This is a genomic window from Flavobacterium sp. (assembly GCF_044368625.1).
GTDB lineage: Bacteria > Bacteroidota > Bacteroidia > Flavobacteriales > Flavobacteriaceae > Flavobacterium.
Genome location: NZ_JBIPPD010000096.1, coordinates 1 through 11,718 on the forward strand (window position 1 = coordinate 1; position 11,718 = coordinate 11,718).

An 11,718-nucleotide genomic window follows, 5' to 3' on the forward strand; every position below is an offset into this window, starting at 1 on the left:
TTTTGTAATATTTTTAAATAATTACTTTAAATACATCTATTAAAATTTGTCATCAAAAATCAAACATATAGCCGTCATCCGACTTTCCGCAATGGGAGACGTCGCGATGACGGTTCCTGTTTTGAGTGCATTCGTGAGCCAACATCCGGGTGTGAAAATCACAGTGGTTTCCAGACCTTTTTTCAAACCTTTTTTTGATACCATTCCAGAAGTACATTTTTTTCCGATTAATTTAGAAAAAAAACACAAAGGTTTTCTGGGTTTGTTCCGACTTTTTAAAACTTTAAAAAAGCTTGATGTCGATGCTGTGGCTGATTTGCATAATGTGTTGCGTTCAAAAGTACTTACTGCTTTCTTTTCATTAAATGGATACCAAACAGCAACTGTGGATAAAGGTCGGAAAGGAAAAAAAGAACTCACGCGTCCCGAAAATAAAATCTTCAAACCTTTGCCTACAATGGTTCAAAGACATCAAACTGTTTTTGAAAAATTGGGCTTTCCAATTGACATAAAAAACCCTCAATTTCCAACTTTGCCGAAAAATCCAGCCAAGCAAAACCAGAAATGGATCGGAATTGCCCCATTTGCACAATATGAATCCAAGGTATATCCGCTGGATTTGATGCAACAAGTGATTAATTCATTAGCAGAAAACGAAAATTATAAAATTTTTCTTTTTGGCGGCGGAAAAAAAGAAATTTTATTGCTAGATGAAATGACCAAAGGTAAAAACAACGTAGAAAATTTTGCCGGAAAAGTAACACTTCCACAAGAACTCGAAATCATTGCCAACCTGGATACAATGCTTTCTATGGATTCTGGAAACGCTCATATTGCTGCAATGTTGGGAATAAAAGTAGTCACACTTTGGGGTGCGACCCATCCCTTTGCGGGTTTTGCACCATTCAATCAACCATTAGAAAATTGTTTGACAGCGGAAAGAGAAAAATTTCCGCTATTGCCAACATCGGTTTACGGAAATAAAAAAGTGGACGGTTATGAGGATGCGATGCGAAGTATTACACCCGAAAAAGTGGTTGAAAAAATCACATCTTTGCTTTAGCAAGTCTTTGCGGATTAAATCCTTAATTTATTAATCCGGTTCATTTCATAAATGTAACTTTTCAAACTTCTAATCGCTTCCGAATAATCGGGGAGCGGATATCCAAAGCGCTCGTGTTCCATTTCTAATTTCTGAATTTCCGCACAACTTTTAACTACTTCCTTCAGCATGTCGAGCATAATGAGTTCTTTATTCTTGGCTTTCTCAAATTTAAAATCCACCAATTCGCTCTCTAAACTTTCACAATACGCCAAGAGTTCTTGTACTTCGGGTTCGTCCAAAAGAGCAAGATTTGTTTTGAAGAAATCGAGAGGCTTTTTCATCTAAGGAAAGTATTAAGACGGAAGAATTAAGTAGTAAGACGAACAAATAATAAAAAAGATGCCTTTACCTCTCAATCTACCTACTCCAAGTTCCCCTCCGATAGCTATCGGAGTTCGGAGGGGTTAAGGGAGGCTTACACATCATCATAATCCACATACAATTCTGCCGAAGTAGGATGAGCTTGACAGGTTAAAATCAATCCTTTGGCAATTTCGCCGTCGGTTAGGATGGAATTTTTCTTCATCTCGGCAGTTCCGTGGGTTACTTTTGCAATGCAGCTGCTGCAAATGCCGCCTTGACACGAATACGGAGCGTCTAAACCTTGCTTTAACGCGGCCTCGAGAACGGTTTGTTTTTGCGACATTTCAAAAGTGGTTTCTTCATCGTCGACCAAAACCGTGATTTTGGTGTGACCTTCAAGCGACTGATCTATTTTATTTTCGGTTGAAGACGAAGTGAACAATTCGAATTTGATGTTCTTTTCTGGAACGTTGTGTTCTTTCAAAACATCACTCACGAGATTGATCATTTGTTCGGGACCACAAAGGTAAAACTTGTCAAAATCGATGTCTTTGTATTTATTATTCAACACAAAATTGACTGTTGATTTTTCAATTCGTCCAAAAAGCGCATGGTCAGATTTGGATTGACTGAACACATAATGTACAAAAAACCGTCCTACATATTTCAGTTGTAAATCGTGCAAGATTTGGTGAAAAATAGTTTCTTCTGGCGATTTGTTTCCGTAAACCAATACAAACGTACTTTTGGGTTCGCTTTTTAAAACGGTTTCTAAAATGGATAAAACGGGCGTGATGCCGCTTCCGGCAGCAAAAGCGGCATAATTTTTTTGACGGTCTAAATTGGGTTCAAAAGTAAAAGTTCCTTCGGGAGTGCCCACTTCGATTAAATCACCGGCTTTGAGTTTTGCGTTTGCCAATTGAGAAAAAGCACCATTTTTTACTGCTTTTACAGCAACTCTCAATTCTCCTGAATCAGGCGAAGAACAAATAGAATATGCCCGACGAATTTCGGAACCGTCTAAATTTATTTTTAGAGTCAAATATTGTCCGGCAGTGAATGTATAATTGGGTTTTAACGCGTCTGGAACGTTGAATGCAATAGAAACCGATGTTGGTGTTTCTCGGCGAACTTCTTTTACACTTAATTTATAAAATGATGACATGAATTTTGTTTTTGGCAAAGATACTAAATACAATAGTTTTCTTATAATGATAATGATCAGATTTATATACCTAGATTTGTTATGTATAAGAAACTTATGTATGTTTGTAATTGCGTTAGGGATAGCAGCGGCATCCTTTTGTGGAGTCCCGACCCTTCGGGACGGAACAAAAGATAGAGCGAATAGCCCGACCCGGAGTTTTTACGGAGGGAAACGCCCAAAAAAATGTATTTGAAATGAAAAATTCGCAATTGTATAAAGGAAGTCTCGTAACGATTATCATGAAACTTCTGGAGGAAAACGGCCGAATGTACGGATATGAAATTACGCAAAAAGTAAAGGAAATCACCAAAGGCGACTTGAATATTACCGAAGGTGCTTTGTATCCGGCTTTACATAAATTAGAAGCCGACGGCTTGCTGGATGTTGAGGTGGAAAAAGTGGACAACAGAATGCGAAAATACTATAAACTCACTGAAAAAGGCACCACTGAAACGGTAAATAGACTAGCAGAATTGGAAGATTTTATTAAGAACATGCAAAGTATTGTGAATCCTAAATTGAGTTATTGAGATGAGATTAACTAGTGAACAAATAGATTTAATAAATCGCTATTTGGAGCAGCGAAACCTCAAATTTGTAGATTTGAAGGTAGAAATAGCGGACCATATTTTGTGCGAAATTGAAAGCGAAATTACTACTAACAATAGTTCATTTGAAGAGTCTTGTAAACTTGTCTTTGAACGTTGGGAACCCGAATTAAGGGAGTCTAAAAAGTGGCTTTTAGGTTTGGAGAATAGTTTTCCTAAAATCGTTGTCAAAAGTTTATTTAACAAAGTCTTGTTTCATTATAGTTTTGTTTTACTAACAGTTCTATTAGTTGGTATTTTGTTAGCGCTTAAAAGTGAAATACATTTTAGTGATAGAATGCTCTCAATTTTTAAAAGTGCACTTGTCTTTTTTGGAATAGTGTATTTTTTATTGAGAAGAAATATGAATAAGACGAAAGTGGTAACAACATACAGTTTTCAGTTTGAGTATTTTTATTTCCCCATTTTATTAGTTTTTGTGTATTTGTTTATTTTGAAACAGTCATTCGTCCAATTGTCTTTATTGCTTTTTTTTGTTGTTAACTTGCCGTTTGCTTTTTATTTTTATTACAAGCATTTTCAGATGGTAAAAAAGTTTTCTAAGGTATGAGATTAAATCAAGAACAAATAACCTACATCGAAAACTACATTTCGACATTTCAAATCAAATACTACGAAGTGTACATGGAAATTCTCGACCACATGATTTTGAGTGTCGAAGCTATTATTGAAGAAGATAAAACGATTTCTTTTGAAAAAGCCGTTATTAAAGCAAAGGTAGAAGGTTTTGGAAAGTACAGTTTTAGAGAAATTGAGGAAGAGCGAGTGGCACTAATTAACAAGAAGCAACGAAAAGAATATGGTATTCATCTGAAAACTTATTTCACGTTACCTTATCTGGCATTTACAATTCTCATTTTTTCAAGTTCTTACTTAGCATTAAATTTTTTTGAAAAACCGTACATTATGGCTCTTGTTTTTCTACCAATAATTTTTTGCCTTATTGATTGGTCTAAAAAGCAATTGAAATACAGTAAAAAGAACAATCTTAAAATTCTGAAGATGCAAAATTATGGCTACTTAGTGAACTTAGTTACATTATGGTCGAACCTTTTCAATGCAGTTGGAATAATAGGAGTTCAAAATTTAAGTAGTTCTGTTGCTTATAAAATATTTGCTTCAATTATCATAACAATGTCGTTTTTATCATTTTTGTTTTACGTTAAATTAAGTAAAAAAGTAACGGAGGAAATCCAGCAACAAATTTTTGTTTAAAATGAAACTAAATGAAGTTCATTAGCGCAATACATATTTGTCCTGCTGAGGCACAGCTTGTCCTGATGGGTTGAGACAGGCTTGTTCCGCAGCAGGACAATAAACCGCAAAATAACACCTATCACTTTCGCTCTAACAAACGTTGTTTTTTAAAAAATTGAACACTGTTTTTGTAACAAATTTTCTTTTTTTGTTACCAATGGTTTAACCACAAAACCAAAATTATGTTTAAAAAATTTTTAACGCTCGAGTGGAAGGCCTTTTTTCGGTCGGCTTCTTTTGGGCAAAGCTTGGGGCTTAAAATTTTCCTCGGTTTTTTTGCCGTGTATTTTTTAATTTCCTTTCTGTTTCTAGGGATATTTCTGAGAGATATCGTTCTTGAATTAAAACCCGATACCCATCCAATTGAAGCAGTAAACAGTTACCTATTGATTTGGCTATTGGCCGAACTGGTCTTGCGGTTTTTTATGCAAAGTTTACCTGTTATGAACATCAAACCGCTACTTGTGGTACCCATCAATCGTCCTACGATTATCAATTTTGTTTTAATCAAAAGTTTATTTTCTTTTTACAACACGCTCACTTTAATCATTATCATTCCGTTTTCTGTTTCTTGTATTCTCAACAATGATGCCGCTCCAATTGCTGTTATTATGTGGCTGATTGCACTCTTTACAATGATATTAACGGTCAATTATGCCAATTTTTTAATCAAGAAAAAATTTGCCGATAATTTAAAAGCTTTGCTTCCTTATTTAATACTTGCACTTATTTTAGGAAGTTTGGAATATTTTGAAGTGTTCAAAATTACAATTGCATTTGGTCAATTTTTTACGCTTTTATTGAAACAACCGTTCTTGGTTATCGTTCCAGTATTGTTGTCCATCGGAATGTATTTTTGGAATTTTGCCTACTTGAGAAATAATTTCTATTTGGATTCTTCGCTTAAAACCAAATCAAAAGATGTTCAAACTACGGATTTGAGTTGGACCAAACGTTTTGGCGACATCGCTCCTTTTTTACAACTTGATTTGAAATTAATTCTCAGAAATAAGCGACCTAAAACCACCGTTTATATGTCATTAATGATTTTGGCCTATGGTTTGCTTTTTTATCCCAACCCAAGTTATCAAGAAACGCCAGCTATGTTTGTGTTTGTTGGAATTTTTATGACTGGAATTTTTATGATTAATTTTGGCCAATTTATACCGGCTTGGGACAGTGGTTATTTCAACATGATGATGGCGCAAAATATTCCTATGAAACAATATCTAGCGTCAAAAGTGGGATTAATGACTTTTTCAGTCATCGTTTTAGGTATTTTAACTTCACCCTATGCCTATTTTGGTTGGAATATTTTTTGGCTCAATTTGGCTTGTGCCATTTACAATTTAGGCGTTAATATACCCATGTTGCTTTTTGCTACTTCTTTCAACAAAAAAAGAATTGATTTAGAGAAATCTCCATTTATGAATTATCAAGGAACCGGAGCTGCACAATGGTTAGTTGGATTACCACTAATGGTTCTTCCGCTTTTAATTTGGTATGTTGCTTATTTGATTTCTACCGAAATAATTGCCACAGCTACATTAACTGTTTTTGGCGTTGTTGGTTTACTATTGCGAAATATTCTAATGAACAAAATTGTATCGCTTTACAAAAAACAAAAGTATGCGATGATCAATGGCTTCAAACAACAAGAAAATTAATTTTACAACCTTCAAAAAACCAAACGATGATACAAGCAAAGAATCTTTCAAAAACATACAACGGAACAACCGTACTTAAAATAGATCATTTAGAAATTCCAAAAGGCCAAAGTTTCGGCTTAGTGGGAAACAATGGTGCTGGAAAAACCACTTTCTTCTCGCTTTTATTAGATTTGATTCAGCCTTCTTCGGGTAACATTATCAACAACAATGTTCAAGTCAACACCAGCGAAGACTGGAAGCCTTTCACCGCTTCATTCATTGACGAAAGTTTCCTAATTGGCTATTTAACCCCCGAAGAATATTTTTATTTCATTGGCGATTTACGGGGCCAAAACAAAGCAGATGTGGATGCTTTGCTCGAAAAGCACACCGAATTTTTCAACGGAGAAATTTTGAATAACAAAAAATATTTACGTGATTTATCTAAAGGAAATCAAAAGAAAGTAGGAATTATTGCCACATTAATTGGTAATCCTGAAGTGGTTATTTTAGACGAACCTTTTGCAAATTTAGATCCCACCACCCAATTTCGGTTAAAAAAAATCATCAAAGAATTAGCTGACGATCCCAATGTGACCGTTTTAGTTTCAAGTCACGATTTGCAACATACCGTTGAGGTTTCCAACCGAATCGTAGCGATGCATAAAGGTGAAGTGGTAAAAGATATTCAAACATCAACCGAGACATTGAAAGAATTAGAAGAGTTCTTCGCGGTGTAAACTAAAATAATCTTATTTTACCGCAAATTCGCAAATTGGTAGTGTTTTTAACTAACTTTATTTGCGAATTTGCGGTAAACTTTTATAGGTACTAGCACATTTTTAGTATTGGCTTTGTCAAAAAACTACTTCTATTTTTTCGACATTACAAAAAGAAACGTATTTTTACCCGTTAATATACTAAAACCGACTTTTAAAAGTTTAGATTAAAAACGTTTTACATTGAAAAACAGCCTCATAAAACTACTTTTATTTAGCGGAATTTTCGGCATTTTGATTGCATGTTCTACTAAAAAAGACCGCTTCATAAACCGTAAATTTCAAGCTTTAAACACCAAATACAACGTGATGTATAATGGTGATATCGCTTTAGAAAAAGGAATTGAAGATTTAAAAACGCAATACAACGACGATTTTTGGAACCTGCTTCCCGTGGAACGAATGGTGGTTTCAAAACAAAAAAGTTTGCCTGGAGACGAAACCAAAAATGCCAACTTTCAACGTGCAGAAGAAAAAGCGACAAAAGCCATCCAAAAGCGCTCGATGAATATTGACGGGAGAGAAGTCAATTCGCAAATGGATGAGGCCCATCTTTTGCTCGGAAAAGCCCGTTACTATGATTTACGATTTGTTCCCGCACTGGAAGCATTTAATTATGTTTTGTACAAATACCCCGAAAGCGACAAAATTTACGAAGTAAAAATTTGGCGCGAAAAAACTAACATGCGAATGGAAAACGACGCAATAGCCGTAATCAACCTTCGTAAACTATTGCGCGAAATTAAATTCAAAAACCAAATCTTTGCCGATGCCAACGCGACTTTGGCACAAGCCTTTTTAAATTTAGAACAAAAAGACAGCGCCTTGGTAAAGCTAAAAATTGCAACCAAATTTACCAAACAGGACGAAGAAAAAGCACGTTATCAATTCATTACTGGACAAATATGGAGCAAAATGGGCAGAAAAGATAGTGCATTTGCTGCATTTCAGTCGGTAATTGATATGAAACGAAAATCGCCAAGACGCTACGTTATTCAAGCACATTTGCAGCAAGCCAAAGAGTTTGATGCCACAAAAGGCGACACGATTGCTTTTTTAGAAAAATTCAACGACTTGCTCGAAGACCGTGAAAACCGACCGTTTCTGGATTTCATCAATCATCAAATGGCTCTTTTTTATGACCAGCAAGACAATCATAAAAAGGCTTCCAAGTACTACAATGCCTCTCTAAAAAAGAAAATGCAAGACCAATATTTAGTCGCTTCGAATTACAGAAATTTAGCAACTTTACATTTTGACGACGCCGAATATGCCACCGCCGGAAAATATTATGACAGTACATTGACAGTTTTGGATGCACGATTGCGCGAACATAAATCGATCAAGAAAAAACGCGAGAATCTTGAGGATGTGATCAAATACGAAGGAATTGCGCAAAAAAATGACAGTATATTAAATTTGCTTCAAATGTCGAATGAGGCTCAAACGGCTTATTTTGAAAAACATATTGTTAAATTAAAAGAACAAGAAAAAAAGGCTGCTGAATTGCTCAAAAAACAGCAGGAAATCGAGTTGCTCAATCAAGCCGGTATGATGCAGGAAGACAATCCTGCTATGGCAAGTAAATCAATGGCGCCACCTACTTTTGATGTCGGGCCGAAATCAACGGAATCTTTTTATTTTTACAACCCTACCACAGTTTCGTATGGAAAAAATCAATTCCGTAAAAAATGGGGAAAACGAAATCTAGGCGACAACTGGCGTTGGTCCCAAGGTGCTAAAAACAACGACGAAAACCCTGAAGACGAAGAAGATGCTGTTGCAGCTGATGATAAGGAGAAAACTGACGAGGAGGAAGTTGCTCAAGATCCTCGATTTACCCCCGTTTTTTATATTTCGCAATTGCCAACAAAAAAGGAAGAAGTTGAGGTGTTGATCAAAGACCGCAATTTTGCCTACTATCAATTAGGTACGATTTATAAAGAAAAATTCAAGGAGTATAAATTGGCGGCTGAAAAATTAGAAAAGTTGCTTCAGTTTGACCCAGAAGAACGATTGATTTTGCCTTCTATGTACAATTTATTCAAAATTTACGAAATCATCGACCCTTCCAAAGCGGCGGCGATGAAACAGCAAATTATGTCAAAATATCCCGATTCGCGTTATGCTCAAATCATCAGCAACGAAACTTTAAATGCCCAACAGCTGAGTCAAACGCCGGATGCAAAGTACGAAGGCTTGTACAAAAAGTACGAAAACAATACCAATACAGCGCTTTTGAATGAAGTGGAAGATGCTATCGACTTGTACACCGGTGATGAGATTGTTTCTAAATTTGAATTATTGAAAGCAAATATTGTTGGAAAGTTAAAAGGCATCGAAGAATATAAAACGGCGCTCAATTTTGTGGCACTGAATTATCCAAACAGTCAAGAAGGCAAGTCGGCCGAGGTGTTGTTGAGCAAAAACATTCCGTATTTGCAAAAATTGAAATTTGATAGCGAAAAACCTACCTCGTGGAAATTGCTATACAAAATCAAAGATACCCTCAATGCATCGGACAAAATTTTAATTGAAAAAATAAAAAAATTCACTTCGGAACGAACGGCAGAGAAGTTGTCCTATTCCGTGGATAATTACTTTTTGGACGAAGTTTTACTGATTGTACACGGCATTCCTTCGGAAGAGAAAGCGAAAGATATTGTGACGATTTTACAAGATTACAATGACTTCAAAATCAAAGAACCTGTTTTAATTGTTTCAACCGAAAATTATAAGGTGATTCAAATTCAAAAAAACCTAGAAACTTATGGCAAAAGTAATTCGGAAGTAAAAACAGTTGATGCAATTCAAACTCCAGAAGAGCCAAAAACAGAAGTGACACCCGTTCCAAGCGCAGAAAATAAAACCAAACCGGTACCGAGTCCGAACCAAGAAAAGTTGAATCCTACCAGTATCAGCAACGAGACGGTTCTTCCTACCAAAAAACCATAAAATGAGTGATAAAAAACCCAAAGTGTATACCGACCTTTTAGGGAAAACGAACCGTATTGTGGAAGGAACCGAAATTACGGGTCACATTATTTCCCAAGCTGATTTCCGTTTGGACGGTCATTTGATTGGAAATTTTACCACTCCAGGAAAAATTGTTATTGGACCAGCAGGAAGTATCAAAGGCGATGTTTCGTGCAAAAATGCCGATATTGAAGGAAAAATAGACGGTGTTTTGAAAGTAGAAGAAATTTTGAATGTCAAATCCAAAGCATCAATCACGGGCGAAGTAACCTGCGGAAAATTATCCGTTCAGCCCGGGGCTGACTTTAGTGCTTCATGTGTAATGAAACCTTCGGCAAAGAAATAAATTTTAAATGGAAGAAAACAACCCTATTAAAACCAATAATAAATGGATCGTTTTTATGAATATTCCAATCCAAATGGGTGTCATTATTTTTGCATTTACTTATTTAGGCATTTGGTTGGATAAAAAATTTACCAACTCTTCTGTATTCACTATTGTACTATCTTTGCTGTCTGTTTTCATTGCATTATACAATGTAATTAGGCAAGTAAAAAACCTAAATAAAAAATGACCGGACCGTTTTTAAATTTTTTAAAGATTTTTCTACCCTTTGCACTGTTGCTTTTTGGAATTCAATACACCATTACTTTACAGCTGTTTGTAACCACACCATTTTATTATTCACTCTGGAGTGTTTACGTTTTTCATTTTATAGCTACAGTAGCATCCTACTTGTTTTTACTTTTTGTGCATAAAAGTTTTCCAGACAAAGCTGGTTACACTTTTATGGGAACAGGCGTGCTCAAAATGATGGCTTGTGTTATTTTTTTAATTCCAATGATACAATCCGATATTGTAAATCGAGTTCCTGATGTTGGCGCATTCTTTATTCCTTATTTTTTATTTTTGCTTTTCGAAACGATGGTTGCGGTTCGTTTAATAAATAAGGTTTAAAACCGACTTATATTGTGGAATTGTTTGTATTGGGTTTATTTTACAAAAAATAATTGATATATTTTCAATTGTAAATTAAATATGTACCTTTGCAAAAATTTTGAATAGTAATATTAGATACACATTTTAATAATGGTAATGTCAAAAAAATCACTTCAATTCTTATTAGCTGCATTTGTAGCATGTATTCCGCTTGTTGGATTTGCAAATACCACCGTTGATAGTACAGTTGTTGCTAGTGAAATTGCTGCTGCATCACATGCCGATTCGACTCATAAAAAGGAAGAATTTAACGCAACAGAATTGATCAATTCGCACATTGGAGATTCGCACGAGTTTCACATTGCCGATTGGGGCGGACATCCCATTTCCTTTTATCTTCCAGTTATCTTGTGGACCAATAATGGATTGGAAATTTTTTCTTCAGAACATTTTCACCATGATAACTCAGGTCATCACGTAGCAGAAATCAACGGACAAGAATTTGTGCGACACAACGAAGTTATTTTTTACAAAGACAAATACGAAGCTTTATCGCAAGAGGATCAAAAAAGTGGTGCTTTTGTATTTGACGCAAGACCGTTGGATTTTTCGATTACTAAAAATGTGTTTTCGATGATCATGTCGGCGATTATTATGTTTTTATTGTTTTTTGCAGTAGCAAGATCTTACAATAAAAATCCTAAAGCGCCTAAAGGAATTGCTGGGTTTTTAGAGCCTTTAGTAACATTTGTAAGAGACGATATTGCACGACCTAATATTGGTGAGAAAAAATACGCAACCTACATGCCGTATTTGTTAACTATATTTTTCTTTATTTGGATCAATAACTTGATTGGTTTAATTCCATTTTTTCCATTCAGTTCGAACCTTACA

Annotated in this window: 13 protein-coding genes; 11 read left to right on the forward strand and 2 right to left on the reverse strand. The window is 35.3% G+C overall.

Features of this window, described 5'->3' with window-relative positions; translation table 11 throughout:
• The first annotated feature begins 91 nt into the window (after positions 1-91).
• Positions 92-1,063 carry a glycosyltransferase family 9 protein gene (locus tag ACIQ2X_RS08770; protein WP_396178563.1) on the forward strand — a complete coding sequence of 324 codons (972 nt, stop codon included), beginning with the start codon at positions 92-94 and terminating at the stop codon, positions 1,061-1,063.
• A gap of 14 nt (positions 1,064-1,077) precedes the next feature.
• Here ACIQ2X_RS08770 and ACIQ2X_RS08775 read toward each other — a convergent pair whose 3' ends face one another.
• Positions 1,078-1,386: a hypothetical protein gene (locus tag ACIQ2X_RS08775; RefSeq protein ID WP_396178551.1), complete on the reverse strand. Its 309-nt coding sequence runs from the start codon at positions 1,384-1,386 to the stop codon at positions 1,078-1,080.
• A gap of 134 nt (positions 1,387-1,520) precedes the next feature.
• Complete coding sequence (locus ACIQ2X_RS08780; RefSeq protein ID WP_396178552.1) at positions 1,521-2,573, reverse strand: 2Fe-2S iron-sulfur cluster-binding protein; 1,053 nt, start codon at positions 2,571-2,573, stop codon at positions 1,521-1,523.
• A 236-nt stretch (positions 2,574-2,809) separates the two neighbouring features.
• Between ACIQ2X_RS08780 and ACIQ2X_RS08785 the strand changes: the two genes are divergently transcribed.
• The 10 genes from ACIQ2X_RS08785 to ACIQ2X_RS08830 all read left to right on the forward strand — a co-directional run.
• Entirely contained in the window at positions 2,810-3,145 is a 336-nt protein-coding gene (locus tag ACIQ2X_RS08785; RefSeq protein ID WP_396178553.1) for a PadR family transcriptional regulator, read from the forward strand.
• A gap of 73 nt (positions 3,146-3,218) precedes the next feature.
• Positions 3,219-3,773 carry a hypothetical protein gene (locus tag ACIQ2X_RS08790; RefSeq protein ID WP_396178554.1) on the forward strand — a complete coding sequence of 185 codons (555 nt, stop codon included), beginning with the start codon at positions 3,219-3,221 and terminating at the stop codon, positions 3,771-3,773.
• Positions 3,770-4,438 (forward strand): hypothetical protein, encoded by a 669-nt coding sequence (locus tag ACIQ2X_RS08795; RefSeq protein WP_396178555.1) that lies wholly within the window; start codon positions 3,770-3,772, stop codon positions 4,436-4,438. Before ACIQ2X_RS08790 ends, ACIQ2X_RS08795 begins: the two co-directional genes overlap by 4 nt.
• 224 nt (positions 4,439-4,662) lie before the next feature.
• A complete protein-coding gene (locus tag ACIQ2X_RS08800) occupies positions 4,663-6,147 on the forward strand; it encodes a DUF5687 family protein (protein ID WP_396178556.1) in 1,485 nt (494 codons plus the stop codon).
• 26 nt (positions 6,148-6,173) lie between these two features.
• Complete coding sequence (locus ACIQ2X_RS08805) at positions 6,174-6,869, forward strand: ABC transporter ATP-binding protein (protein WP_396178557.1); 696 nt, start codon at positions 6,174-6,176, stop codon at positions 6,867-6,869.
• A 222-nt stretch (positions 6,870-7,091) separates the two neighbouring features.
• On the forward strand, positions 7,092-9,863 hold the full coding sequence (locus tag ACIQ2X_RS08810; RefSeq protein WP_396178558.1) for a gliding motility protein: 2,772 nt from the start codon (positions 7,092-7,094) through the stop codon (positions 9,861-9,863).
• 1 nt (position 9,864) lies between these two features.
• Positions 9,865-10,230 (forward strand): polymer-forming cytoskeletal protein, encoded by a 366-nt coding sequence (locus ACIQ2X_RS08815; protein WP_396178559.1) that lies wholly within the window; start codon positions 9,865-9,867, stop codon positions 10,228-10,230.
• 7 nt (positions 10,231-10,237) lie between these two features.
• On the forward strand, positions 10,238-10,459 hold the full coding sequence (locus ACIQ2X_RS08820) for an AtpZ/AtpI family protein (RefSeq protein ID WP_396178560.1): 222 nt from the start codon (positions 10,238-10,240) through the stop codon (positions 10,457-10,459).
• Entirely contained in the window at positions 10,456-10,842 is a 387-nt protein-coding gene (locus ACIQ2X_RS08825; protein ID WP_396178561.1) for a hypothetical protein, read from the forward strand. Before ACIQ2X_RS08820 ends, ACIQ2X_RS08825 begins: the two co-directional genes overlap by 4 nt.
• A 138-nt stretch (positions 10,843-10,980) precedes the next feature.
• A partial coding sequence (locus tag ACIQ2X_RS08830) for a F0F1 ATP synthase subunit A (RefSeq protein WP_396178562.1) occupies positions 10,981-11,718 on the forward strand: 738 nt, incomplete at its 3' end.